24 protein-coding genes are annotated in these 24,189 nt (G+C 72.3%); 13 read left to right on the top strand and 11 right to left on the bottom strand.

Going from position 1 to position 24,189, the window contains the following annotated elements; genetic code table 11:
• Positions 1–7: 7 nt before the first annotated feature.
• Both OCS65_RS08720 and OCS65_RS08715 read left to right on the top strand, forming a co-directional pair.
• On the top strand, positions 8–2,188 hold the full coding sequence (locus OCS65_RS08720) for an AAA family ATPase (protein ID WP_006932419.1): 2,181 nt from the start codon (positions 8–10) through the stop codon (positions 2,186–2,188).
• A gap of 2 nt (positions 2,189–2,190) precedes the next feature.
• Positions 2,191–3,363, top strand: a complete 1,173-nt coding sequence (locus tag OCS65_RS08715) for a hypothetical protein (RefSeq protein WP_231772590.1) — start codon at positions 2,191–2,193, stop codon at positions 3,361–3,363.
• Between the two features lie 11 nt (positions 3,364–3,374).
• Here the strand turns inward: OCS65_RS08715 and OCS65_RS08710 are convergent, their stop codons facing one another.
• A complete protein-coding gene (locus OCS65_RS08710) occupies positions 3,375–3,797 on the bottom strand; it encodes an NUDIX hydrolase (protein WP_006932425.1) in 423 nt (140 codons plus the stop codon).
• A gap of 229 nt (positions 3,798–4,026) precedes the next feature.
• On the opposite strand from OCS65_RS08710, the gene OCS65_RS08705 reads away from it, so the two are divergent.
• Genes OCS65_RS08705 through mnhG form a run of 6 tightly spaced genes read left to right on the top strand, consistent with a single transcriptional unit; the run spans position 4,027 to position 10,186 of the window.
• Complete coding sequence (locus OCS65_RS08705; RefSeq protein WP_029545324.1) at positions 4,027–6,864, top strand: Na+/H+ antiporter subunit A; 2,838 nt, start codon at positions 4,027–4,029, stop codon at positions 6,862–6,864.
• A complete protein-coding gene (locus OCS65_RS08700; protein WP_006932433.1) occupies positions 6,861–7,469 on the top strand; it encodes a Na(+)/H(+) antiporter subunit C in 609 nt (202 codons plus the stop codon). Before OCS65_RS08705 ends, OCS65_RS08700 begins: the two co-directional genes overlap by 4 nt.
• Positions 7,466–9,052 (top strand): Na+/H+ antiporter subunit D, encoded by a 1,587-nt coding sequence (locus tag OCS65_RS08695; protein WP_006932434.1) that lies wholly within the window; start codon positions 7,466–7,468, stop codon positions 9,050–9,052. The genes OCS65_RS08700 and OCS65_RS08695 overlap by 4 nt, the downstream gene beginning before the upstream one ends.
• A 41-nt stretch (positions 9,053–9,093) precedes the next feature.
• Entirely contained in the window at positions 9,094–9,594 is a 501-nt protein-coding gene (locus tag OCS65_RS08690) for a Na+/H+ antiporter subunit E (RefSeq protein ID WP_044475672.1), read from the top strand.
• The gene (locus OCS65_RS08685; protein ID WP_006932436.1) at positions 9,594–9,854 is read left to right on the top strand and encodes a monovalent cation/H+ antiporter complex subunit F; all 261 of its coding nucleotides are present in this window, start codon (positions 9,594–9,596) and stop codon (positions 9,852–9,854) included. The genes OCS65_RS08690 and OCS65_RS08685 overlap by 1 nt, the downstream gene beginning before the upstream one ends.
• Positions 9,851–10,186, top strand: a complete 336-nt coding sequence (gene mnhG, locus OCS65_RS08680; RefSeq protein ID WP_231772589.1) for a monovalent cation/H(+) antiporter subunit G — start codon at positions 9,851–9,853, stop codon at positions 10,184–10,186. Before OCS65_RS08685 ends, mnhG begins: the two co-directional genes overlap by 4 nt.
• Here the strand turns inward: mnhG and OCS65_RS08675 are convergent.
• From OCS65_RS08675 to OCS65_RS08655, 5 genes are all read right to left on the bottom strand, one after another.
• Positions 10,152–11,468 (bottom strand): phosphatase PAP2 family protein, encoded by a 1,317-nt coding sequence (locus OCS65_RS08675; RefSeq protein WP_263510366.1) that lies wholly within the window; start codon positions 11,466–11,468, stop codon positions 10,152–10,154. The two genes, mnhG and OCS65_RS08675, sit on opposite strands and share 35 nt — an antisense overlap.
• A 64-nt stretch (positions 11,469–11,532) precedes the next feature.
• On the bottom strand, positions 11,533–12,654 hold the full coding sequence (locus tag OCS65_RS08670) for a glutamate--cysteine ligase (protein ID WP_006932439.1): 1,122 nt from the start codon (positions 12,652–12,654) through the stop codon (positions 11,533–11,535).
• Between the two features lie 78 nt (positions 12,655–12,732).
• Positions 12,733–13,380, bottom strand: coding sequence for a superoxide dismutase family protein (locus tag OCS65_RS08665; RefSeq protein WP_263509417.1), 648 nt, complete (start codon positions 13,378–13,380; stop codon positions 12,733–12,735).
• Positions 13,381–13,439: 59 nt separating this feature from the next.
• Positions 13,440–13,988, bottom strand: coding sequence for a LytR C-terminal domain-containing protein (locus OCS65_RS08660; protein ID WP_006938242.1), 549 nt, complete (start codon positions 13,986–13,988; stop codon positions 13,440–13,442).
• A gap of 48 nt (positions 13,989–14,036) precedes the next feature.
• Entirely contained in the window at positions 14,037–14,417 is a 381-nt protein-coding gene (locus OCS65_RS08655) for a DUF3263 domain-containing protein (RefSeq protein ID WP_006938240.1), read from the bottom strand.
• A 134-nt stretch (positions 14,418–14,551) separates the two neighbouring features.
• Here OCS65_RS08655 and OCS65_RS08650 point away from each other — a divergent pair, with 134 nt between their 5' ends.
• The 3 genes from OCS65_RS08650 to OCS65_RS08640 are packed head-to-tail and all read left to right on the top strand — an operon-like array spanning position 14,552 to position 16,937.
• The gene (locus OCS65_RS08650; protein WP_050035669.1) at positions 14,552–15,148 is read left to right on the top strand and encodes a peptide deformylase; all 597 of its coding nucleotides are present in this window, start codon (positions 14,552–14,554) and stop codon (positions 15,146–15,148) included.
• Positions 15,149–15,155: 7 nt separating this feature from the next.
• Positions 15,156–16,124, top strand: a complete 969-nt coding sequence (locus OCS65_RS08645) for an N-acetylglutamate synthase, CG3035 family (RefSeq protein ID WP_263509415.1) — start codon at positions 15,156–15,158, stop codon at positions 16,122–16,124.
• Between the two features lie 9 nt (positions 16,125–16,133).
• Positions 16,134–16,937, top strand: a complete 804-nt coding sequence (locus OCS65_RS08640; RefSeq protein WP_029545336.1) for an exodeoxyribonuclease III — start codon at positions 16,134–16,136, stop codon at positions 16,935–16,937.
• A gap of 34 nt (positions 16,938–16,971) precedes the next feature.
• On the opposite strand, the gene OCS65_RS08635 is transcribed toward OCS65_RS08640, so the two are convergent.
• Positions 16,972–17,322 (bottom strand): GNAT family N-acetyltransferase, encoded by a 351-nt coding sequence (locus tag OCS65_RS08635; protein WP_029545338.1) that lies wholly within the window; start codon positions 17,320–17,322, stop codon positions 16,972–16,974.
• A 324-nt stretch (positions 17,323–17,646) separates the two neighbouring features.
• Here OCS65_RS08635 and thiC point away from each other — a divergent pair, with 324 nt between their 5' ends.
• Positions 17,647–19,263: a phosphomethylpyrimidine synthase ThiC gene (gene thiC / locus OCS65_RS08630; RefSeq protein WP_006938227.1), complete on the top strand. Its 1,617-nt coding sequence runs from the start codon at positions 17,647–17,649 to the stop codon at positions 19,261–19,263.
• Positions 19,260–20,102: a bifunctional hydroxymethylpyrimidine kinase/phosphomethylpyrimidine kinase gene (thiD, locus tag OCS65_RS08625; protein WP_006938226.1), complete on the top strand. Its 843-nt coding sequence runs from the start codon at positions 19,260–19,262 to the stop codon at positions 20,100–20,102. The genes thiC and thiD overlap by 4 nt, the downstream gene beginning before the upstream one ends.
• Here thiD and OCS65_RS08620 read toward each other — a convergent pair.
• From OCS65_RS08620 to OCS65_RS08605, 4 genes are read right to left on the bottom strand one after another with little or no spacing between them, the layout of a single operon-like run.
• A complete protein-coding gene (locus tag OCS65_RS08620; RefSeq protein ID WP_029545340.1) occupies positions 20,074–20,904 on the bottom strand; it encodes an adenylate/guanylate cyclase domain-containing protein in 831 nt (276 codons plus the stop codon). The two genes, thiD and OCS65_RS08620, sit on opposite strands and share 29 nt — an antisense overlap.
• Positions 20,897–22,357 (bottom strand): M28 family peptidase, encoded by a 1,461-nt coding sequence (locus OCS65_RS08615; RefSeq protein WP_231772587.1) that lies wholly within the window; start codon positions 22,355–22,357, stop codon positions 20,897–20,899. Before OCS65_RS08615 ends, OCS65_RS08620 begins: the two co-directional genes overlap by 8 nt.
• 13 nt (positions 22,358–22,370) lie before the next feature.
• Complete coding sequence (locus tag OCS65_RS08610; RefSeq protein WP_050035671.1) at positions 22,371–23,180, bottom strand: ABC transporter permease; 810 nt, start codon at positions 23,178–23,180, stop codon at positions 22,371–22,373.
• Positions 23,177–24,121 carry an ABC transporter ATP-binding protein gene (locus OCS65_RS08605; protein ID WP_006938220.1) on the bottom strand — a complete coding sequence of 315 codons (945 nt, stop codon included), beginning with the start codon at positions 24,119–24,121 and terminating at the stop codon, positions 23,177–23,179. The genes OCS65_RS08610 and OCS65_RS08605 overlap by 4 nt, the downstream gene beginning before the upstream one ends.
• Positions 24,122–24,189: the final 68 nt, after the last annotated feature.

Below are 24,189 nucleotides of genomic sequence, written 5' to 3'. Positions count from 1 at the left end.
CGGCGGGGTGAGCAGCCCCGAACTCGCGTTGACCGTCCGCCTCAACACCTCCGCGGCCGATGCGCGCCGCGGCGTCGTCCGCGTGCACCCGGAGGTGCTCACCGCGCTGGGCCTGCGCGAATGGGACGCGATCGCGCTGATCGGGGGGCGCCGCACCGCGGCCGTCGCCGGCCTCGCCCCCGCCGGCACGCCGACCGGCACGATCCTGCTCGACGACGTGACGCTCTCCAACGTGGGGCTGCGCGAGGACGCCACCGTCCTCGTCGGCCCGGTCGTCGTCCACGGCGCCCGCACGGTCGCGGTCACCGGATCGGCACTCGCCACCCACACGATCGACGACGTCACCCTGCGCCAGGCACTGCTGGGCAAGGTCCTCACCGTCGGCGACGCGGTGTCGCTGCTGCCCCGCGATCTCGGACCGGGCACGAGCACCGCCCCCACCACGCGCACCCTGTCCCGCACGTTCGGGATCGCCTGGACCACGGAACTGCTCACCGTCACCGCCGTCGACCCCGCCGCACCGGTGAGCGTGCAACCGAACACCGCGGTGAGCTGGGGCACCACCCCGGCCGGGCGGGCCGTCGCCGGCCCCCGCCCGGCCGCCGCCCCGTCGGCCCGGCCCGCGATCCCCGCACCGCCGCCACCACCGGTGGAGGACCTGGTCGGCGTGCAGACCCAGGCCGGCAGGCTCACCGAGTGGCTGAAGCTGGCCCTCGACGAGCCCGAACTGCTGCGCACCCTCGGCGCCTCCCCCCACCTCGGAGTGCTGATCACCGGGCCCGCCGGCGTCGGCAAGGCCACCCTCGCCCGCGCAGTCCTCGCCGGCCGTCGCGTCGTCGAGCTCGACGGGCCGAGCGTGGGCGCCACTGCCGCCGACGATCGGCTGCGCCGCGTGACCACCGCCGTCGCCGACCTGGCCCCCGGCGGGGTCCTGCTCGTCACCGACATCGACGCCCTGCTGCCCGCCGACCCCGAACCGGTGTCGGCGCTGATCCTCGACCAGCTGCGCCGCGCCGTCGACACCGTCGGGGTCGCGCTCGTCGCGACCACGGCGCACCCCACCGAGGTGGACTCGCGGGTCCGCTCCCCCGAGATCTGCGACCGGGAACTGGCCCTGCCCCTGCCCGACGGCGCCACCCGTCGCGCCCTGCTCGACGTGCTGCTGCGCCGGGTGCCCACCGACACCCTCTCGCTCGACGCCGTCGCCGCCCGCGCGCCCGGCTTCGTCGTCGCCGACCTGGCCGCCCTGTGCCGGGAGGCGGCGCTGCGGGCGGCGGCGCGGGCGAGCCGCGACGACACCGAGCCGAGGCTCACTCAGGATGACCTGCTCGGTGCGCTCGAGGTGATCCGCCCGCTGTCGCGATCGGGCACCGAGGAGCTGGCCATCGGCAGCGTCACCCTCGACGACGTCGGCGACATGGTCGACACCAAACAGTCGCTCACGGAGGCGGTGCTGTGGCCGTTGCACCACCCCGACTCGTTCGCCCGCCTCGGCGTCGAGCCGCCGCGCGGTGTACTGCTCTACGGGCCACCGGGTTGCGGCAAGACCTTCCTGGTGCGCGCGCTGGCCAGCTCGGGACAGCTGAGCGTGCACGCCGTCAAGGGCGCCGAGCTGATGGACAAATGGGTGGGCGCCTCGGAGAAGGCTGTGCGGGAGCTGTTCCAGCGGGCCCGCAACTCCGCACCGGCGCTGGTGTTCCTCGACGAGATCGACGCGCTCGCCCCGCGCCGCGGGCAGAGCTCCGACTCCGGCGTCACCGACCGGGTGGTGGCCGCCCTGCTCACCGAACTCGACGGGGTCGAACCGCTGCGCGACGTCGTGGTGCTCGGCGCCACCAACCGGCCCGACCTGATCGATCCGGCCCTGCTGCGCCCCGGCCGGCTCGAGCGGCTGGTGTTCGTGCCGCCGCCGGACGCCGAGGCGCGCGCCGCGATCCTGCGCACCGCGGGCAAGTCGGTGCCGCTGGCCGACGACGTGGACCTCGGCGCCCTCGCCGCGGACCTCGACGGCTACTCCGCGGCGGACTGCTCGGCGCTCCTGCGGGAGGCCGCGCTCGCGGCGATGCGCCGCAGCGTCGACGCCGCGGCCGTCACCGCCGACGACGTCGCGGCGGCGCGGAAGGCGGTGCGCCCGTCGCTGGAGGCCGCGCAGGTCGAACACCTGCGGGCCTACGCCGAGGGGCGCTGACGATGCCGGCGGCGACAGTGCGGTTGGACGAGCCGGTCGCGGGTCTCGCGGCATTGTGCGCGGGCGCCCTCGCCGGCTTCGCCGTAGCGGTGGACGGGGTGGCGCTCCCCGCCGCGACGGGCAGCGCCACCGGGCCGATCGTGTTCGCGGTGGCGGCGGTGCTGGCGGTCGCGGGCCTGCAACGCTCGGGGTCGCGCCGTACGGCGTGGTTGCTGGCGGCCGGCTGCACGGTGGTGCTGGGGACGGTGCGGTTCGCGGTACCTGCCGCCGACCCCGACACCCTCACCGTGCTGCCCCTGATCAGTGCGGGAGCCGCCGGGATCCTGCTCGGGGCGGCGGTCGCCGCGGCGTGGGGCGAACCGATCGGGCAGTGGGCGGTGGTCGTCGGGGCGTGGGCGGTGTTCCTGCTCGCCGGCCCGATGGGGACGTCCCTGCAGTCGTCGGCGCTGCCGTCGCCGCTGCAGTGGCCGCTCGCCGTCGCAGCCGGGGCCGTGGTGCTCGCCGCATTCGTCGCGGGGGCCGGGGCCCGGGTGCAGCAGCCGGAGGCGCGGCTGCCGATCGTCGCGGTCGGGGCGACGGCGGCGCTGACCGTCGGCATGCACGTGCTCGCCGGCTGGGTGGGCGAGCAGGCCACCTCGGCTGCGGCGTGGATGTGGCTGGCCGCCGCGGCCGTGCTCGCCGCGACGGTGCTCGGTGCGGAGGCCGTCGGCCGTTTCCTGCCCTTCGCAGACGGCCGGTTCCCCGTCGCCGCGATCGGGGCGACGGCCGCGGCGTACCCGCTGGTCGACGACCTGGCCGGGAGGGAGGTGTCCGCGTGGGTGCCCGCGGCCGGGGTGCTGGCGGTCGCGGCGGGAGCCGCGCTCGCGTGGCGGGTCCCGCGGGTCGAGCTGGGCCTGGGGGTGGCCCTGGTCGTCACGCTGACCGCGGCGCTGTGGCCCGACACCGCGGCGGACGGCCCGCAGTTGCTGGTGCGCGTGGCGCTGGTCGCCGCGGGCACCGGCCTGGCGCTGGGGGCGGCGCTGCCGGGTGCGGCACCGATCGCCGCGATGGGCCTGGTGCTGCCGGTCGCGGCCGCCACGGTGGCCACGGTCTGGGCGCTACCCGCCGACCCGCGGCTGCTCACCGGTGCGCTGGCGGCGACGGGCGCGGTATGCGCGTGGCGCTGCCGGAGCTGACGTGGCCGGTCTCACTCGGCCCGGACGAGACCGAGGGCGTGCAGGTGCTCGAACACCAGCATCGAACCCGGCGCGACCTCGGGCAGGGCAGCGTACTCGGCGACGGTGAACCAGCCGAGTTCGGCGATCTCCGCCGCCGGGCGCGGTTCCCCGGCCAGCTCGGCCGTGAAGCAGGTCATGTGCAGGCGAGTGCCGACCGGATGGCCGAAGGCCTCGGCCTCGAAGATCCCGACCTCGGCGACGGTGCCGTCGACGAGGCCGACGCCGAGTTCCTCGCGGATCTCCCGGTGCAGGGCCTGCTCGGGGGTCTCGCCGGGATCGATCTTGCCGCCCGCCATGTAGAAGGCGGTCTTGCCGGCGGAACGGGTCTGCAACAGGCGTCCGTCGCGGACGTACGCGAGCGCGGCGGTACGGATCGGTCCGGTCTCGGGCATGGGGGCACTCTACGATGGGAATCGGACATCGGAGCGTCGGCGGCCGATTCGCAACCGTGCGAATGCTGCCGGTAAGCTGACACCGAATCCGATTTGTCCATTTGCAGAGCAGCACGTGCATCGGGATTTCCCGGGTCCGCGCGGCTCGGGCATCGCCCCCTGTGGGTGCTGCACAACACTTGCAAGCCTGTTACACCCCGCCGCCAGGCCCGACCCCGACGGAGTGCCTTTGCTCGCCATACTCATCGCCCACGCGGTCGCCGCTCTCGTTGCGCCGCCTCTGGTCAGAGTCATGGGGAGAAATGCGTTCCTACCGCTGGCGCTCGTGCCACTGGCGAGCCTCGGCTGGGTGATCGGCAACTGGGGCACGGAACGCACGCTGCACATCGCGTGGGCGCCGGGCCTGTCGATGAACATCGACATGCGCTTCGACTCCCTCGCGGCGATCATGTCGGCGCTGGTGCTGGGCATCGGCGCGCTCATCCTGCTCTACTGCGCCCGGTACTTCACCGACGACGAGCCCCGCCTGGGGATCTTCGCCGCCGAGATGGTCGCCTTCGCCGGCGCCATGTTCGGCCTGGTGACCAGCGACAACATGCTGGTCCTCTACACGTTCTGGGAACTGACCACCGTGCTGTCGTTCCTGCTGGTCGGCCACTACGCGGAGCGGGCGTCGAGCCGCCGCGCCGCCACCCAGGCCCTGCTCGTCACCACCGCGGGTGGCCTCGCGATGCTCGTCGGCATCATCGTGCTCGGGCAGCTGGTGGGCAGCTACAACCTCTCCGACGTGATCGCGGCCGCCCCGAGCGGCTGGCTGGCCGGGGTGGGCGTCGCCCTGGTGCTGGTCGGCGCCCTGTCGAAGTCCGCGGTGGTGCCGCTGCACTTCTGGCTGCCCGGCGCGATGGCAGCCCCGACCCCCGTCTCCGCGTACCTGCACGCCGCCGCGATGGTGAAGGCGGGCATCTATCTGGTGGCGCGGCTGGCTCCGGCGTTCGCCGATGCGGCGCCGTGGCGGCCCATCGTCGTCACCCTCGGCCTGGCGTCGATGCTGCTCGCCGGCTGGCGCGCGTTCCGGGCCTTCGACCTGAAGCTGATCCTGGCGTTCGGCACCGTCAGCCAGCTCGGTTTCCTCATCGCCCTGGTGGGGATCGGCAGCCGGGAGGCGGCGCTGGCCGGCATGGCCATGGTCGTGGCCCATGCGATGTTCAAGGCCTGCCTGTTCATGGTGGTCGGCATCGTCGACCACGGCGCCGGCACCCGCGACATCCGCAAGCTCGCGCACCTCGGGAAGCGGGCGCCGTTCCTCGCGGCCGTCGCGGCCGTCGCCGCGATGAGCATGGGCGGCCTGCCCGTGTTCATCGGGTTCGTCGGCAAGGAGGCCGCCCTCGAGGCCGTGCAGGTGACGACCCTGCTGAGCCCGTGGGCCCGGATCGCGGTACTCACCGCGATCGTCGCCGGGTCGATCCTCACGCTGGCGTACAGCATCCGGTTCGTGTGGGGCGCCTTCGGACGCAAACAGCTCAAGCGCCCGAGTCCGGCCGTGCAGAACTTCCACGCCGCCGGCCCGCTGCTGCTGTTCTCCCCGACCGTCCTGGCCTTCGGCGGGTTGGCCGCCGGACTCGCGGCGCCGTGGCTCGACACGCTGCTGTCCCCCTACGCGGACACGCTGCCCAGCACCCTGGACAAGCCCTACCACCTCGCGCTGTGGCACGGCGTCGGCCTCCCCCTCGTGCTGACCGCCGTCGTCGTGGCCGGTGGCACCGCGCTGTACTTCGCCCACCGCGCGATCTCCCGCGTGAAGTTCGAGCGTCAGCTGTTCGGCAACGCCGACCGCATGTACGACGCGACGCTGCGCTTCATGGACACCGTGTCGATACGGCTGACCGGTTCCACCCAGCGGGGCTCGCTGCCGCTGACCCAGGGCATCATCCTGGTCACCCTGGTGGTGCTGCCCACCACGCTGCTGCTGGTGTTCGGCCCCGAGCGGGACATGGCGGTGCGGTGGTGGGACTCGTCCGTCCAGTTCGCGGCGGCGGCCATCATCATGTGCGGCGCCCTGGCCGCGACGGTGATGCGCAACCGCCTCGCCGGCGTGCTGCTCGTGGGCCTGACCGGCTACGGGTGCGGATTCCTGTTCGCCCTGCAGGGCGCCCCGGACCTCGCGCTCACGCAGTTCCTCGTCGAAACGCTGACCCTCGTCATCTTCGTGCTGGTGCTGCGCAAGCTCCCCGCCGAGTCCCGTCCCGAACACGTGGTGGGCCGGAAGCTGCCGCGCGCCCTGCTCGGCATCGCCGTCGGCGTCGCGGTCACGACGATCGGGGTGTTCGCCACGAACGCCCGCACCGCCGACCCGATCGCGCTGCTGCTGCCGGAGGCGGCCTACGAACTCGGCAACGGCAAGAACGTGGTCAACGTGCTGCTCGTCGACATCCGGGCGTGGGACACCCTCGGGGAGATCTCCGTGCTGCTCGTCGCGGCGACGGGTGTGGCGAGCCTGGTGTTCCGCACCCGCCGCTTCGGTTCGGCGCCGCGCGTCTCGGACGCCCCCGCGGCGCAGCTCGACGCGATGTCGTCGAGCACCGAGACGACGTGGCTGCGCGGCGGGGACCTCATCGACCCGCGGCACCGCTCGCTGGTCCTCGAGGTCACGACCCGCCTGGTGTTCCCGACGATGATGGTGCTGTCGGTCTACTTCTTCTTCGCCGGGCACAACGCGCCCGGCGGCGGCTTCGCCGGCGGCCTGATCGCGGGGCTTGCGCTGGTGCTGAGATATCTGGCCGGTGGCCGTTACGAGCTCGGCGAGGCGGTGCCCATCGACGCGGGCAAGATCCTCGGCCTGGGTCTGACGTTCTCGGCGGGGACCGCCCTGGTCTCCCTGTTCCTCGGTGCGCCGCCGCTGTCGTCGGCGACCGTCGAGATGACTCTGCCGCTGCTCGGCGACATCAAGCTCGTCACCGCACTGTTCTTCGACCTGGGGGTGTATCTGATCGTCGTCGGCCTGGTACTCGACGTGCTCCGCAGTCTCGGCGCGCGTCTCGATGCGGAGATCGTGGGTGAGAAGCGATGAGCGCGAATCTGACCATGCTCGCTCTGGTCGGGGTGCTGGTCGCCTCCGGGGTGTACCTGCTGCTCGAGCGCAGCATCATCAAGATGCTGCTGGGGTTGCTGCTCATCGGCAACGGCATCAACCTGCTGATCCTCACCCTCGCCGGGCCGGCCGGCGGCCCGCCCGTGGTCGGTGCCCGCAACGACCTGCACGAGAACATGGCCGACCCGCTGGCACAGGCGATGATCCTCACGGCGATCGTCATCACCATGGGCGTGGCCGGCTTCGTGCTGGCGCTCACGTACCGGTCGTTCACGCTCAGTGCCCGCGACGAGGTCGAGAACGACCCCGAGGACACCAAGGTGTCGCAGCGGCGCTCGCCCGCCGAGGCCCCCGACCGCGACCGTTCCGACGATCCGCTCACCGGCCTGCCGAGCCGCAGCGGCGACGCGTTCGACGCGGCCGGCAACCCGATCCCCCTGGAGGAACTCGTCAACCTGGAGGACCTCGAATCCTACGAGGACCTGCACGACGGCGACTTCGACGACGAGACGGATTCGGCCTACAGCGACGGTGAGACGGCCCGCGGGGACGACGCACCGTCCCGGGGAGGAAGGACCCGATGATCCTGTCCGCGACGGCGCTGACCCCGCTGCCCGTCCTCATCCCGATGCTGGCGGCGGCCGCGACGCTGATCCTCGGGCGCCGGCCCCGCGCTCAGCGGGCCGTGACCCTCGTTGCGCTCGTCGCCGTGCTGGTGGTCTCGGGCCTGCTGCTGTACCTCGCCGACCGGGACGGCATCGCGGTCGTGCAGGTCGGCGGATGGGACTCCCCCATCGGGATCTCCCTGGTGGTCGACCGGCTCGCGGCGCTGATGCTGGTGGTGTCGGCGATCGTGCTGCTCGCCGTCATGCTGTACGCGGTCGGACAGGGCATCCACGACGGCAACGACCAGCAGCCCGTGTCGATCTTCCTGCCGACGTACCTGGCACTGACCGCGGGCGTGTGCAACGCATTCCTCGCCGGCGACCTGTTCAACCTCTTCGTCGGGTTCGAGGTGCTGCTCGCGGCGTCGTTCGTGCTGCTCACCCTGGGGGCGAGCGCGGACCGGGTCCGCGCCGGCGTCTCCTACGTGATGGTCTCGATGGTCTCGTCGCTGATCTTCCTGGCCGGCATGGGATTCGCGTACGCCGCCACCGGCACCCTGAACCTGGCGCAGATGGCGGTGCGGATGGACGACGTGCCGGAGGGCACCCGCGCCGCGATCTTCGGCGTGCTCCTCGTCGCGTTCGGCATCAAGGCGGCGGTGTTCCCGCTGTCGACGTGGCTGCCGGACTCGTACCCCACCGCCCCGGCGCCGGTCACCGCCGTGTTCGCCGGCCTGCTCACGAAGGTCGGCGTCTATGCCATCATCCGGGCGCACACGCTGCTGTTCCCGGGCGGCGAGCTCGACAACGTGCTCCTGGTGGCCGGCCTGCTGACGATGGTGATCGGCATCCTCGGCGCCATCGCCCAGAACGACATCAAGCGCCTGCTGTCGTTCACCCTCGTCAGCCACATCGGCTACATGGTGTTCGGGATCGCCCTCTCGACGCAGGCGGGGTTGTCCGGCGCCGTGTACTACGTCGCCCATCACATCCTGGTCCAGACGACGCTGTTCCTCGTGGTCGGCCTGATCGAGCGGCAGGCCGGCTCGGCGTCGCTGCGGCGGCTCGGCGGACTCGCCCTCGCCAGCCCGGTCCTCGCGATCGCGTTCCTCGTCCCGGCGCTGAACCTCGGGGGCATCCCCCCGTTCTCCGGGTTCATCGGGAAGGTGGCCCTGCTGCAGGCCGGCGCCGCCGACGGATCCGTCCTGGCGTGGGTGCTGGTTGCGGGCGGCACCGTCACGAGCCTCCTCACCCTGTACGTCGTCGCCCGGGTGTGGACCAAGGCCTTCTGGCGGGCCCGCGCCGACGCCCCCGAGGGCGGCCTCGCCGACGCCGCCCCGTCCGCGCTGATCGACGAATCCGGGATGGAGGTCGCCTTCTCGGACCGGGCCGACGTCGGGCGCATGCCCCCGGCAATGCTGGTTCCGACGATCGGTCTCGTCGTCGTCGGCCTGGCCCTGACCGTGTTCGCCGGCCCGCTCGTCGACATCAGCGACCGTGCCGCCGAGAACCTGCGGGATCGGTCCGTCTACATCGAAGCCGTGCTGGGAGGTCAGCCGTGACGAGCCGGTCGAATCTGCTCCGCCTGTTCGTCCTGGGCTGGATGACGCTGGTGTGGGTGCTGTTGTGGGGCACCTTCAGCGCCGCGAACCTGCTCGGCGGGATCGCCGTCGCGGTGATCGTCACAGTGATGCTGCCGCTGCCGCGGGTGCCCGTCGAGGGCCGCCTGCACGTGCTGTCCGCCGTGCGCCTGGCCGCCGTGATCTTCGTGGATACGATGAAGTCCACGGTCTCGGTCGGGTGGCTCGCGATCCGGCCGGCGCCGCCGCCGGTGACCGGTGTGCTGCGGTGCCGGCTCACCATCAAGTCCGACCTGGTGCTCACCCTGTGGGCGGACATCATGAACAACATCCCCGGCACGATGGTCCTCGAGATCGACCAGGCCCGCCGGATCGTCCACGTCCACGTCCTGGACGTGGGCACCGACCGGAAGGTCGCGGACTTCTACCGCTCCGCGCGGCGCATCGAACGCCTGCTGATCTCGACGTTCGAACGCAACAACGAATGGCAGCCCAGCCCCTGGGTCGTCCGGGAGGAGGCGTGATGACGGTGATACTGGCGCTCTCGGGCGCTCTGCTGGTGGTCGCGGCCGCGCTCATCACCTACCGGGTGCTGGCCGGCCCCACCTCGCTGGACCGGCTGATCGCCCTCGACGCACTGCTGGCCATCGCGATGTGCGGGCTCGCCGCGTGGGCGGTGCACAGCCGGGATACGACGATCGTGCCGGCCGTCGTCGCTCTGGCCCTCGTCGGATTCATCGGCTCGGTGTCGGTGGCACGATTCCGGGTGCGTGACGACCAGTGACCACCGTGCTGGAACTCGTCGGCCACGTCCTCATCCTGATCGGCTCGGTCATCTCCCTCACCGCAGCGGTCGGCATCGTGCGCTTCCGCGACACCCTCTCGCGCATGCATCCGGCAACGAAACCGCAGGTGGTCGGCCTGCTGTTCGTGCTCGGCGGCGCGATGCTCATCCTGCGGGGCAACGTCGACATCTGGATGCTGGCGCTGGCGGGCATGTTCATGGTGTTGACCGCTCCCGTCATCGCCCACCGGGTGGGCCGGCTCGCCTACCGGGAGCAGCTCGGCCGCGACGGTCTGCTCAGCGGCGACGAGCGGTCGCCGGACGGGAGCTGACCGCATCCGGCCGGCGATCGCCGTCGGCCGCATGGAACGTGACGTGGAAGGCCACCGCCACCACCACCAGCGAACCGAGCAGGAGGGGCCCGGCGAGCGGTGCGTGCTCCGCCATGAGACCCGGCACGTACCGGTAGGCCGCCAGCTGCGCGGCCAGCACCGCCGTGCCGCCCGCGACGAGGCGGATGCGGAACCAGCCCCAGCCGCGGTCCGGTTCGCGCAGCGCGGCCTCGAGCGTCAGGCACAGCACCGCGCCGGAGACGAGGTCCACGCCGTAGTGGTAGCCGAAGCCCAGCGTGGCGGCGAGGGTGCAGCCGAGCCAGCCGGTGCCGAGCAGCCGCAGCCATCCGGGGCCGCCGCGGGTGTGCAGGAACAGCGCCAGCGCCCACGCGGTGTGCAGGCTCGGCATGCAGTTGCGCGGGGTGACCGCGTCGAACGGGATCGGCTGCGGGTCGGGATTCCACGGCACCGCAGCCGGCCAGAAGGTCCCCACCTGCCAGCCCGCGCCGTGGTCGCCGAAGGCGAAGATCGGGCCCACCACCGGGAACAGCATGTAGATCAGCGGCCCCACCAGGCCGATGAGCAGGAAGGTGCGCACCAGGTGGTGTGCGGGCCAGGGGCGGCCGCCGCCGACGGTGCGGAGCTGGTACACGGCGACGACGATCGCCGCGACGGGCAGCTCGATGTACACCCAGTGCAGCACCGCGTACACGCCGGGCCCGAGCCATTCGAGAGCCCGGCCCGCCAGCCACGACGGATTGCCCAGGGCGTGGTCGGCGAGCTGGACGTACTCGTCGAGCACGTCCGGCCGGGTCCGTGCGGTCAGTTCGAGCCACGTGTCGCCGATCTTGACCGAGAGCACCAGCAGCACCCCGAGCGCGATGCCGCGCAGCGCACCGCGGCGCGGGCCGCCCTGCAACGCGACGGCGGCGTATCCGGCCAGCAGCACGAGCACGATCGTCGGCCCGTTCCCCACTGTCAGGGGGCCGCCGGTGAGGTACCGCTCGGCCGCGAACGCCCCGTCGAGCAGCACCGCGGCACCGACGGCCACGTACCGCAGGCGCGCGGTCAGGCCCACCATCGCCAGCGCGAGACCGGCCCACGGCACGGACGCCGACTTCGGGATCGCGACGACGTCGCCGACGAGTCCGGGGAGCGGCCCGGGGAACCCGCTGTACCGCGCGACCGCCTCGGCCACGAGGACACCGAGGATCGCGCCGGTCAGAGCGAGGGGAACGAACAGTTGCGGCACATGCGCCGGCTGCGCCTTCGGGCGCTCCACCCCTCGGATCGACACCGGTACATGGTAAACAGCGTGTGAACTGTGCGGGAACGCGGCCGATCGTTCAGGCGCGCAGTTCCTCCACCAGCGAGTCCACCACCGCGACGAGGTCGCCGCCGGTCTGCTCCGCGATCCGGCGCTGCCGCTGGTAGGAGGCTCCCCGCACGGGGATCTGCGCCACCTGGGCGAGTTCGTCCGCACAGCCGAGCCGCGCCGCCGTGGGAGTGAGCTGCTCGAGCAGGTCGTTCAGGTCGTCGGTGACGAGGCGCTCGTGGCACACCGGGTCGAGGATCACCTCGGCCTCGAGGCCGTAGCGGGCGGCGCGCCACTTGTTCTCCTTGACGTGCCACGGCTGCAGGGTGGGCAGCTGCTCGCCCCGCTCGAGCCGCTCGTCGTAGTACACGACGAGCGAGTGCACGAGGGCGACGAGGGCGGCCAGCTCGGCCTTGTTGGTGATGCCGTCGAAGACCCGGACCTCGATGGTGCCCCACCGCGGCGACGGGCGGATGTCCCAGTGCATGCCGCCCGGCTTCGTGATGACCCCGGACTTGAGCTGGTCCTCGATGAAGCTCTCGTACTGGGCCCAGCTCTCGAAGTGGTACGGCAGTCCGGCCGTCGGCAGCTGCTGGAACATCAGGGCACGGTTGCTCGCGTAGCCGGTGTCCACGCCCGCCCAGATCGGTGAGGAGGCCGACAGTGCCAGCATGTGCGGGTACTTCACCAGCAGCGCGTTGAGGATCGGGATGACCTTCTCCGCGGACGAGACACCGACGTGGACGTGCACGCCCCAGATGAGCATCTGCCGGCCCCACCAGCGGGTGCGCTCGATCATCTCGTCGTAGTCCGGGGACCGGGTGACGACCTGGTCGGTCCACTGCCCGAACGGATGGGTGCCGGCGCAGATCAGATCCACCCCCGCGGGATCGGCGGCGGTGCGCAGCAGGTCGAGGGATTCGGCCAGGTCGTCGACGGCCTCGGCGACGGTGTCGTGCACGTCGGTGACGAGTTCGACGGTGTTGCGGAGGAACTCCTTGGTGAGCCGCGGGGTCTGCCCGGCGCGCTGCTCGACCGCGTCGAAGACGACTGCGGCGGTGTTCGACAGGTCGCGCGTCTTCTTGTCCACCAGCGCGATCTCCCACTCGACGCCGAGAGTCGGGCGGGGTGAACCGGGAAACGGTACAGGCACGAATCGATCCAACCACAGGGCCCCGGCGACCGTCGCCGGTCGCCGGGGCCCTGCAAGTAGAGTTTCGGGAGGTGGCCGTCAGGAGACGACGCCGCAGGCGAGACGCTCGCCGCCGGCGGTTTCCTGGTGGACGACGACGGACGTGCCGTCCCCGCCCTGCAGGTCGTCGAGGGTGAACGCCTCGGTGGTGACGGTCAGCGATCCGGAGCCGCCCTCGCGCACCACGACCGCACCGAGGTCACCGCTCTCGGGGATGCTGGTGTTGCCGCCGGCCTGCAGGTGCCCGCCCGCGGACAGGAAGTTGCCGGGCTCGCCGCCGGTCGGGGCGGTGGAGTTGGTCTCGCACTTGCCGACCTCGTGGACGTGGACGCCGCGGTAGCCGACCGGCATGCCCTCGAGCTCGACGGTCACCTCGACGCCTCCGTCGACCTCGGTGAAGGTCACCGTGCCGGCGGCCGCACCGGCCGGGGTCCGCAGCTCGGCGGAGTGCTCCGCGCCGCCGGTGCCGCCCGCCGCGCCCGTCGTGGCCTCCCCCGGGACAGCGCTGCCGCCGTGGGCCTCGTCGGCGCCCTCCGGCGCCGCGGAACCCGTCCACACCGGCGGGGTGGTGCCGGGGGTGTCGCTCGGCTCCTCGCTGTTCGAGCACGCGCTCAGGCCCACCGCAGCGATCGCGACGATCGGGGCCAGGGCACGCCAGGACATGCGACGGGTGGAACTCGAGGCCATCAAACCGCTCCTTCGAAGTGGCGAAAAGTCACCTGATCATAGCCGGGGGGCGGAAGCCCTCACGGCGAGGTGACGATGACGATGACGCCCGGCGACGAGTCCCGGATCCCGGCGAAGCGCGGCTGGGCCGTCACCCCCAGCGCCTCGGCCACCGCCTCCGCGGTCTGCCGCTCCCCCGGGCCCGTGCCGTAGTACACGGACGTGGTTTCGATCACGCCGTCGCTGTAGTTGCCCGTCTCCGCAACGGTGAATCCCTCGTCCTCGAGCAGGCCGGCCGTCTGGGCGGCCAGGCCCGAGACGTTGCTGTTGTTGAGCACCCGCACGGGGGCGGCGGCCCCCGCCGACGTGGTGGCGGAGACCGTCGTCGTGGCCGACGGAGCCGCACCGGGGGCGGTCGTCCTCGCCGACGTCGCGGCGAGCGGCGCCGACGTCGCGGACGTGGTCGCCGGCGCGGCCGCGGGCTCGGTCGTCGGCTCGGGAGCCGGGCTCTCGGAATCGGAGCCTCCGAGCGAGGCGAGACCGAGGCCGGCGAACAGGATGGCGAGAGAGATCAGCACCATCGCGAGCGCTCGCAGCGGCGGACCCGACGATTCCGAGGTTGTGCTCACGCTCTCGACCTTAGTTGCCGCGCCCGCCGGATCACCGTCGTACTCGTACTACTTGGTGATCTCGAAGCCGAGCCGGCGCGCGGCGCGGGCCTTCTGCCGGCTGGCCCGCAGCCGGCGCAACCGCTTGACGAGCATGGGGTCGGCCGCCAGCGCCTCCGGCCGGTCCACCAGCGCGTTGAGGACCTGGTAGTAGCGGGTCGCGGACAGACCGAAGAGTTCCTTGATCGCCTCTTCCTTGGCACCGGCGTACTTCCACCACTGCCGCTCGAAGGCGAGGATGTCGCGCTCCCGGCGAGAGAGACCGTCCGTGCCGGCCTCGTCCGGGCCGGCCGCGGGGTGGTTGTTCTCGGCGTGGTTGTTCTCGGCGTGGTTGCTCCGGTCGGAAACCTGCTCGGATTCGTTACCGATTTGCGCTGCTGCGCCGTCCATCTCACTCCTCGACTGCCTCGAATCACGCCGAGGTCCGATCGGACCCGGGTGTTTCCGAGGGCAATTCAACCACGGTGGTACGACAGGTACCGGCTCAACGGACAGGCGAGTCCTGCCCACTATCCTCTTGCACCATGGCAATACTTCCGATCCGGATCGTCGGTGACCCCGTCCTGCATCACCCGACGAAACCGGTCACCCAGTCGCCGGCCGAACTGGCCCAGCTGATCGCCGACATGTACGAGACGATGGATGCGGCGAACGGCGTCGGTCTCGCCGCCAACCAGGTCGGTGTCGACCTGCGGCTGTTCGTCTACGACTGCCCCGACCTGGACGAGGCCGGCAACGTGGTCCGCCGCCGCGGCGAGGTGATCAACCCGGTGCTCGAGACGTCGGAGATCCCGGAGACGATGCCCGACCCCGACGACGACGTCGAGGGGTGCCTGTCGGTCCCCGGCGAGCAGTTCCCCACCGGGCGCGCCGAGTGGGCGAAGGTCACCGGCACCGACGCCGAGGGCAACCCGATCGAGATCGAGGGCCACGGCTTCTTCGCCCGGATGCTGCAGCACGAGGTCGGCCACCTCGACGGCTACCTGTACGTCGACAAGCTCATCGGACGCAACGCCCGCGCCGCCAAGAAGACGATCAAGCGGGCGGGGTGGGGCGTGCCCGGCCTCAGCTGGGTGCCCGGGACGGTCGAGGACCCGTTCGGCCACGACGACGAGGACTGACGCGCCGGTGACGACCGAGCAGTCCGTACCCGTCGGCACCCGGGTGGTGCTGCGCTACCGGCTGCCCGCCGGCTACAGCCACCCGATGACCGACGTGATCGGCGAGCTGGTCTCCCTCGAACCGGCCGTGGTGGTGCGCACCGCCGGCGGCCGCCTCGTGCAGGTCGTGCCCGAGGCCGTGGTCGCGCTCAAGGCCCTCGGTGCCCGGCCGATCCGCACCGGTGAGATCCGCGCCCTCGAGAACGCCGCGGCCGCCGCCTGGCCCGGGCTGGAACAGGGCTGGATCGACGGCTGGCTCCTGCGGGCCGGCGCCGGCTTCACCGGCCGCGCGAATTCCGCCACGCCGCTCGGCGACCCGGGCACGGTCGCCGACCCCCTCGATCCGGACGTGTACGCCCGGATGCGCGAGTGGTTCGCGGTCCGCGGCCTGCCGCTGCGGCTCCTGCTGCCGGACCGGCTCGCCCGGCTCCCGCACGGGTGGGCACCGAGCGACGAGGTGCAGGTGCTGGCCGCCGACCTCGACAACGTGCCGCTGCCCGGCGTCGCCACCCCCGTGACCGTGAGCGCCGGCCCGGACCCCGGGTGGCTGTCGCTGTACCGCTACCGCGGCGCGCCGATGCCTGCCGAAGGCCGGGCGGTCGTCGAGTCCGTCCTGGGCGGCGTCCTGGGCTTCGGCCGCATCGGCGGCGACACGGAGACCCTGGCAATCGCCCGGGCCGCGGTCACCGACGCCCCCGACGGCCGCCGCTGGGTGGGCCTGACCGCCGTCGAGGTGGCCGCCGCGCACCGCCGGAACGGCCTCGGCACGCTCGTGTGCGGGGCCCTGCTGCAGTGGGGTCGCGACCACGGCGCCACCCACGCATACCTGCAGGTCGCGGCGGGGAACACCGCCGCCCGGGGCCTGTACCGGGCGCTCGGATTCGTCGAGCACCACCGCTACCGGTACGCCACGGAACCTGTCGGTCCGCTCGCCTAGAGTGGGGACGTGCGTCTTGCTACCTGGAACGTGAACTCCGTCCGTGCCCGTACCGACCGGATCCTCGACTGGCTGCAGCGGACGGGCACCGATGTGCTCGCCATGCAGGAGACCAAGTGCAAGGACGAGCAGTTCCCGTACGAGCGGTTCGAAGAACTCGGCTACCGGGTGGCACACGTGGGGCTCTCCCAGTGGAACGGCGTCGCCATCGCCTCCCGCATCGGTCTCGACGACGTGCAGGTCGGGTTCGAGGACCAGCCCGGGTTCACCAAGGACCCGGACGCCGACCCGGCACAGGAGGCCCGGGCGATCGGCGCGACGTGCGGCGGCGTGCGGGTGTGGAGCCTGTACGTGCCCAACGGGCGTGAGCTGGCCGATCCCCACTACGTCTACAAGCTCGAGTGGCTGGCGAAGCTGCGGGCCGACGCACAGGCCTGGCTCGCCGCCGACCCGCAGAAGCAGATCGCGCTCGTCGGTGACTGGAACATCGCTCCCACCGACGAGGACGTGTGGGATCCGGCGTTCTTCGAGGGCCGGACGCACACGTCGGAGCCGGAGCGGGAGGCGTTCCGCGCCTTCCTCGACGGCGGCTTCACCGACGTGGTGCGCCCGCACGCCCCGGGCCCGGGTGTGTACACCTACTGGGACTACACCCAGCTGCGCTTCCCGAAGCGCCAGGGCATGCGCATCGACTTCGTCCTCGGCTCCCCCGCGCTCGCGGCGCGGGTCTCCGGCGCGGAGATCGACCGCAACGAGCGCAAGGGCAAGGGCGCGAGCGACCACGCGCCCGTCGTCGTCGACCTCGCCGACTGAGGCGACCCGGCCGCGGCGGGGCGGAATCCGCGCGTCAGCGACGGCCGGCGGTCGGCTCGAGCGGCAGGACGACGTCCCGGTACTCGGGGTGGGCGGTGAGGAACCGTTGCACGTAGGTGCACACGGGCCGGACCCGCCAGCCACGCTGACGCGCGAGATCCAGGGAGTGGCCCACGAGCACCCCCGCGAGCCCACGGTGCCCGAAGTCCTCGACGATGACGGTGTGCAGGAAATCGACGACGGGATGGTTGCGCCCGGGCACGCCCGAGGGACGATCCGTGTCGAAATACCCGAGGATCCCGACAAGATCCCCGTTGAGGCGTAGCTCGAAGCGGTTCTGATCCTTGTTGTCGGTCACCTCGGTACGCGGCGAGTTGACGAGCATGATCCCCTCCGTGGTGCCGTAACCGAACTGTGACCTACGCCACTATAGAGCATGCAGGGTGTATCCGCCGAGACGTAGGCGGCAAATATCTGCCCTGCCCCCGGCACGGTGCTGCCCTGCCCCGGCACGGTGCTGCCCTGCCCCGGCACGGTGCTGCCCTGCCACCCCCCGCGCGGTGCCGTCCTGCCCCCGGCACGGTGCTGCGCTATGGTGGCACCGCACATCGCAACCACACGGGAGCTCGCACCAGCGGGCTGAGAGGACGGCTCGGGGCCGTCGACCGTAGAACCTGACCGGGTAATTCCGGCGTAGGGAGATCATCTCGTGAGCACAGCTGTATCCGGCTCGTCCGCGTCCGGCGCGGGCGCCGTCACCACCGGCCCCATCGAGGGCAGCACCAAGCACTACGTCGCCGTGCCCGGGGAACCGGGGATGTCGGTCCCGGTACGCCGGGTCCACCTGACCACCGGCGAGCACCACGACCTGTACGACACGTCCGGGCCGTACACCGAGTCCGACGTCGTGGTCGACCTGGCCGCGGGCCTGCCGGCACTGCGGGCCGGGTGGCCGCGGCACCCGGGCACGCAGCTCGCCGCCGCCCGTGCGGGCGTCGTCACCCCGGAGATGCGCTATTGCGCCGCCCGGGAGGGCGTACCCGCCGAGACGGTCCGCGCCGAGGTCGCCGCCGGCCGGGCCGTGATCCCGGCGAACCACCGCCACCCCGAGCTCGAGCCGATGGTCATCGGCAAGGCGTTCGGGGTGAAGGTCAACGCGAACATCGGCAACAGCGCGGTGACCTCCTCGATCGCCGAGGAGGTCGACAAGATGGTGTGGGCGACCCGGTGGGGGGCCGACACCGTCATGGACCTGTCCACCGGCCCGCGCATCCACGAGACCCGCGAGTGGATCCTGCGCAACTCGCCGGTGCCCGTCGGCACGGTGCCGATCTACCAGGCCGTCGAGCAGGCCGGTGGCGATCCGGCCGCGCTGACCTGGGAGATGTACCGCGACACCGTGATCGAACAGTGCGAGCAGGGCGTCGACTACATGACCGTCCACGCCGGGGTGCTGCTGCGGCACATCCCGCTCACCGCGCACCGGGTGACCGGCATCGTCTCGCGCGGCGGCGCCATCATGGCCGCATGGTGCCTGGCGCACCATCGGGAGTCGTTCCTGTACACACACTTCGCCGAGCTGTGCGAGATCCTGCAGCGCTACGACGTGACGATCTCCCTCGGCGACGGCCTGCGTCCCGGCTCCGTCGCCGACGCCAACGACGCCGCCCAGTTCGCCGAGCTGCGCACGCTCGGGGAACTCACCCGCGTCGCGAAGTCGCACGGCGTCCAGGTGCTGATCGAGGGTCCCGGACACGTGCCGATGCACCTGATCGAGGAGAACGTGCGGCTCGAGGAGGAGCTGTGCGAGGAGGCCCCCTTCTACACCCTCGGGCCGCTCACCACCGACATCGCTCCCGCCTACGACCACATCACCTCGGCGATCGGCGCCGCGATGATCGCCCGGGCCGGCACCGCGATGCTCTGCTACGTCACGCCGAAGGAGCACCTGGGCCTGCCCGATCGGGACGACGTCAAGACCGGGGTGATCGCGTACAGGATCGCCGCCCACGCGGCGGATCTCGCCAAGGGCCACCCGCGCGCCCGGGAACGCGACGACGCGCTCTCCCGCGCCCGGTTCGAGTTCCGGTGGCACGACCAGTTCGCGTTGTCCCTCGACCCGGACACCGCCCGCGCGTTCCACGACGAGACGCTGCCGGCGGAGCCGGCCAAGAAGGCCCACTTCTGCTCGATGTGCGGCCCGAAGTTCTGCTCGATGCGGATCTCCGCGGACGTGCGGGCCGGGCTGGCCGGCAAGGCCGCCGAATTCGCCGGCGCGGGTGGCCAGGTCTACGTCCCGATCGAATCGGTAGGGTCGCAGCCGTGAAGCTGCTGCCCCTGGCCCCGAAGGGCCGAACCCCGGTCCGTGCCCTCACCATCGCCGGAACCGACTCGGGTGGCGGGGCCGGCATCCAGGCCGACTCGCGCACCATGGCGATGTGCGGCGTGCACGCCTGCGTCGCCGTCGCGGCCGTGACCGTGCAGAACTCCGTGGGCGTCAGCGGCTTTCACGAGATCCCGCCCGAGACGGTGGCCGCGCAGGTGCGGTGCGTGGTGGAGGACATCGGGGTCTCGGGCGCCAAGACCGGCATGCTCGCCTCCACCGGGATCATCGAGGCGGTCGCCGCGGTGTGCGCGGAGGTCGGCATCGGCCGCGATCGGCCGGTGCCGCTCGTGGTCGACCCGGTGTGCGCGTCGATGCACGGCGATCCCCTGCTGCACGCGGAGGCTCTCGACGCGGTGCGGCACACCCTGATACCGCAGGCCACGGTGGTCACGCCGAACCTCGACGAGGTGCGGCTGATCACCGGCATCGAGGTGGTCGACGACGCCTCCGCGCGACGCGCCGCCGAGGCGCTGCACGGCCTCGGCGCGCAGTGGGCGATCGTCAAGGGCGGGCACCTGCGCACCTCCGACGTCAGCACCGACCTGCTGTTCGACGGGGACCGGTTCCTCGAGTTCACCAGCCCCCGCATCGACACCGGCAACGATCACGGCGGCGGCGACACGCTCGCCGCGGCGATCGCGTCGGCCCTCGCCCACGGGTGGTCGGTGCCCGAGGCCGTGGAGTTCGGCAAGGAGTGGGTCACCCGGTGCCTGGAGTGGTCGTACGACCTCGGCGCCGGGCACGGCCCGGTCAACCCCCTGTGGCGACTGCAGTCCTGATCCGCCAGATCCCGAGTTCGGGCGGTACACCCTTGGGGGCCGACGCGAACAGCCCGCGCCGGTGCGGGCGCACCTCGAGGCCGAGCGTGTCGACGGCACCGGCCGGCAGTGCGTCGAGCGTCGCGGAGGACACCACCACGTGCCCGTTCCCGGCGAGCTCCATCATGCGGGCCGCGACGGTGACGTCGACGCCCAGCCAGTCGCTGCCGATCCGCCGGGGCCGACCGGTGTGCGCGCCGACCCGGATCCGCGGCCGGTAGCCGTCCGCGGTCACCGCGGTCAGGGCGGCGCGGGCCGCGAAGATCGCGTCCAGCGCCCGTTCCGGCCGGTCGAACACCACCATCAGACCGTCGCCGAGCCGCTTGACGACGGTGCCGCCGCGGTCCGTGAACGCCGGCTCCAGCGTCCGGGCGACGCGCCGCAGCAGGTCGAGGGTGGCGACGTCGCCCGCGGCGAGGGACCACGTCGAGAACCCCACGAGGTCGGTGAAGACCACGGTGACCTCCCGGTCGCCGCGGCCGGCGCCGGCGCGTTCGAGCAGCGCCTGCCAGGCCTGCAGCACGCCGAATCCGAGTTCGTGCACCGCGCTCGGTTCGTCGACGTCGCGCCACCGTCCGGCCAGCCGGGCGACGGCCTGCGGCCCGCTGGTCCCGGCGGTGGACAGCGGATCGCCGAACCCGGGATCGCCGGGGAGCGCGCGCCGCAGCCGCCGAGCCAGCCGGACCAGCTCGGGCCGCCGGTCCACGGCCGAGAACCGGTCCGCGAGGCGACGACCGAAGCCCGGGGCCGGCGTCTCATCCATCGGAGCGGACCTCGGCGCGCTGCGGCCCGACGGGAACCCCGTCCGGTCCCGTGACGGTCCGCGCATACGTGCCCACCCCGTACCCGACGGCCGAGGCGGCGACGGCGAGCGCGGCCCGGTCGATGTTGGCGAGCGTGTCCTGCGGGCTGTGGTAGTTCGGGTCGAACGGCGCGTCGCCGGTGCCGCCCCACTTGCCCGCCTGCTCCGGGGTCTTGCGGTCGTCGGCACCGGAGAACACGCCCCCGGAGGGGATGCCCGCGTCGACGAACGGCCCGTAGTCGGAGCGGCCGTCGAAGTCGGTGCCGTCCGCGGCGACGCCCCGCGACGTCAGGTAGCCCAGGAAGGTGCGCTCGATGCCGGCCGAGCCTTCCGGTCCCGGTCCTGCGCCCACCGCGTCGGAGTCGTCGCCGTCGTAGACGAGGTAGCCGGGATTCGGCGACCCGAGCATGTCGAAGTTCAGGTACAGGGCGATGTCCTCGCGGGCGGAGTCGTCCAGGGAGGCCACATAGTCGGTGGAGCCGACCAGCCCGACCTCCTCGGCGCCCCAGAACGCGAACCGCACCGCGTTGGTGACACCCGGGTCGCTGCCGAGCTGCAGGGCCGTCTCGAGCACCGCGGCGACGCCGGTGCCGTTGTCGTTGATGCCCGGTCCCTCCGGGACGCTGTCGAGGTGGGCGCCGACGACGACCACGTCGTCGGTCGAGCCCGTGGTGGTCTGCGCGAGCACGTTGCGCGAGCGCACGCTGTCGACGCGGGTGTCGAGGACGAGGGTCACCGTGGTGGGTGCGGCGGCGAGCGCGCGGCCGTCGGCGCCGCTGATCCCCGCGGCGGGCACGAGGTCGTTGCCCTCCTCGCCGAGGGTGGCGCCGGCGAGCGCACCGTCCTCGTTGTTGGCGACGAGGAGCGCCGCCGCACCGCGTTCGGCCGCGACCTGCTGCTTGACGAAGAACGGGCACACCCCGCGCGTGACGAGCACGACGGCGCCGGAGACGTCGAGACCGTCGTAGTCGGAGGCCTCGCACCCGGGCGTGTCGTCGGCGGGCACCGGCACGAGCCGGGCGGTGAGTCCGTCCGGACCGGTGGACGGCGAGAACTCGAGGGCCCGGACCGGCACCGGCGCGCCGGCGACGGTCAGGGTCTCGGTCTCCACGTCGAAACTGCGGACGTCGAACTCCGGGGTCTGCACGTCGAATCCCGCGTCGCGCAACCGGCCGGCGACGTAGTCGACGCTCGCGTCGTAGCCGGCGGTGCCCACGGCGCGGTTGCCGTCGTGCTCGGTGGCGATGCGTTCGAGTTCCGTGAGGTGGCCGACCACCGCGTCGATTCCCACGGCCCCCGCCAGCGCGGCCGGGTCCACCGGCGGCGGCGCCGGCGGCTCCTCCGAACATGCCGCCACCAGCAGCACGATCGCCGCGACGGCGCCCCCGGCCCGTACCCGCGCTCCCCGGTTCATCCGCCGAGAATACTCACGCGTCGCGCCGGTTCACCACGACCAGCGCGGCCGCGAACACCACGGCGACGAACACCGCGAAGTACACCAGCGAACCCCACGGCCCCCAGTGGAAGTCGATGCCCTGCTCGCTGCCGAGGAAGTGGTTGGCATTGGCGAACGGCAGGAAGGGCTGCACCTGCCGGCCGAACGAACCGAACAGCGCGAACAGCGACTCGATCAGCAGCGGCCACAGCAGCAGCAGCGCGATGGTGCCGGCGGACTGGCGCAACAGCGCCCCCACCGCGACGGCGAGCACCGCGCACAGCAGCGCGTAGATCGCGACGCCGTAGATCGACCGCCACGCATCGTCGCCCTCGAGCACCAGGTCCCGCCCGGCCTCCGGGCCGGCGAGGGCCTTGGCGAGATAGAACGAGGCGAGGGCCAGCACGCCGGTCAGTACCGCGCCGAACACCCCGATCAGCAGCGCCTTGACGACGAGGACGGCGCTGCGGTTCGGCATGGCCTGGAACGTGGTACGGATGACCCCGAACCGGTACTCGCTGGTCACCGACAGCGCCGCGAGGATCATCAGCACGAGCACGCCGAAGCCGGCGACGCCGCTGACCGCGACGTCGACGGTCGGGTAGAACCGGCCGACCTCCTCGTCGACGGACATGCTCGCCTTGGACGCGGCGCCGAGGATCGCCGCGAGGCCGAGGCCCAGCGCGACGATCACGACGGTGCACCACCACGGCGACTGGGTGGAGGTCAGTTTGATCCGTTCCGCCTTGACGGTGTCCACGACCACGCTCGTCGTGCCGGCGTTGTCCACGGCCACGCTCATCGCAGCTCCCCCTTCATCGGCTGCACAGCCGGGCCCCCGGCCACGGCTCCCTGGTACTGCACGTCGTCTCCGGTCAGTTTCATGAACGCCTCCTCGAGCGACGCGTTCTGGCCCGCCAGTTCGTGCAGCACCACCGAGTGCGCAGCTGCGACCTCACCCACCTGCGCGGTGGTGACGCCGCTGACGATCAGCGCGCCCTCGTCGTCCCGGACGGTGTGGCCCTGCCCGGTCAGTGCCGTCCGCAGCGTGTCGAGCTGTGGGCTGCGCACCCGCACCGTCGCCTCCGACGCCCGCTCGACGAACTCCGCGACGGACGTGTCCGCGATGAGCCGGCCCCGGCCGATCACCAGCAGGTGGTCGGCGGTCTGCGCCATCTCCGACAGCAGGTGGCTCGACACGAGCACGGTGCGGCCCTCCGTCGCGAGGGCCTGCATGAACCGCCGGATCCACACGATGCCCTCGGGGTCGAGGCCGTTGACGGGCTCGTCGAACAGCAGCACCTTCGGGTCGCCGAGCAGGGCACCGGCCAGTCCGAGCCGCTGCGACATGCCGAGCGAGAAACCGCCCGCGCGCTTGTCGGCCACCTCGGTCAGGCCGACGAGCGCGAGCACCTCCTCGACCCGCGAGTTCGGCAGGCCGTTGGACGCGGCGAGCCAGCGCAGGTGTGCCCGCGCCGACCGGTTCGGGTGTACCCAGCGCGCGTCGAGCAGCGCACCGACGGTCCGCAGCGGCCGCTTCAGCTGCCGGTAGGGGACGCCGTCGATCAGCGCGGTCCCGGCGGTGGGCCGGTCGAGGCCGAGGATCATCCGCATCGTCGTGGATTTCCCGGCGCCGTTGGGGCCGAGGAATCCGGTGACGATCCCCGGCCGGACCGTGAACGTCACATCGTCGACGGCGACGGTGGAACCGAAGGTCTTCGTCAGTCCGGTCACTTCGATCATGACCCACAGCCTGCCCGATTCGGGCGGATCGCGCCGCGCGGGGTCGCCCTACGGTCCTGCAGGCGTCT

The organism is Rhodococcus aetherivorans (assembly GCF_025722975.1).
In the GTDB taxonomy this organism is placed as follows: Bacteria; Actinomycetota; Actinomycetes; order Mycobacteriales; family Mycobacteriaceae; genus Rhodococcus; species Rhodococcus aetherivorans.
This window is presented reverse-complemented; position numbering and strand designations above follow the sequence as displayed.

Excerpts from the sequence above, each read along its gene's own strand:
- OCS65_RS08605 (WP_006938220.1), bottom strand. The coding sequence starts at position 24,121 with ATGATCGAAGTGACCGGACTGACGAAGACCTTCGGTTCCACCGTCGCC.
- OCS65_RS08690 (WP_044475672.1), top strand. The coding sequence starts at position 9,094 with ATGACGCTGGTGTGGGTGCTGTTGTGGGGCACCTTCAGCGCCGCGAAC.
- OCS65_RS08610 (WP_050035671.1), bottom strand. The coding sequence starts at position 23,180 with ATGAGCGTGGCCGTGGACAACGCCGGCACGACGAGCGTGGTCGTGGAC.
- OCS65_RS08655 (WP_006938240.1), bottom strand. The coding sequence starts at position 14,417 with ATGGACGGCGCAGCAGCGCAAATCGGTAACGAATCCGAGCAGGTTTCC.
- OCS65_RS08695 (WP_006932434.1), top strand. The coding sequence starts at position 7,466 with ATGATCCTGTCCGCGACGGCGCTGACCCCGCTGCCCGTCCTCATCCCG.
- OCS65_RS08710 (WP_006932425.1), bottom strand. The coding sequence starts at position 3,797 with ATGCCCGAGACCGGACCGATCCGTACCGCCGCGCTCGCGTACGTCCGC.
- OCS65_RS08650 (WP_050035669.1), top strand. The coding sequence starts at position 14,552 with ATGGCAATACTTCCGATCCGGATCGTCGGTGACCCCGTCCTGCATCAC.
- OCS65_RS08620 (WP_029545340.1), bottom strand. The coding sequence starts at position 20,904 with ATGGATGAGACGCCGGCCCCGGGCTTCGGTCGTCGCCTCGCGGACCGG.
- OCS65_RS08615 (WP_231772587.1), bottom strand. The coding sequence starts at position 22,357 with ATGAACCGGGGAGCGCGGGTACGGGCCGGGGGCGCCGTCGCGGCGATC.
- OCS65_RS08700 (WP_006932433.1), top strand. The coding sequence starts at position 6,861 with ATGAGCGCGAATCTGACCATGCTCGCTCTGGTCGGGGTGCTGGTCGCC.
- OCS65_RS08715 (WP_231772590.1), top strand. The coding sequence starts at position 2,191 with ATGCCGGCGGCGACAGTGCGGTTGGACGAGCCGGTCGCGGGTCTCGCG.
- OCS65_RS08665 (WP_263509417.1), bottom strand. The coding sequence starts at position 13,380 with ATGGCCTCGAGTTCCACCCGTCGCATGTCCTGGCGTGCCCTGGCCCCG.
- OCS65_RS08685 (WP_006932436.1), top strand. The coding sequence starts at position 9,594 with ATGACGGTGATACTGGCGCTCTCGGGCGCTCTGCTGGTGGTCGCGGCC.
- OCS65_RS08635 (WP_029545338.1), bottom strand. The coding sequence starts at position 17,322 with ATGCTCGTCAACTCGCCGCGTACCGAGGTGACCGACAACAAGGATCAG.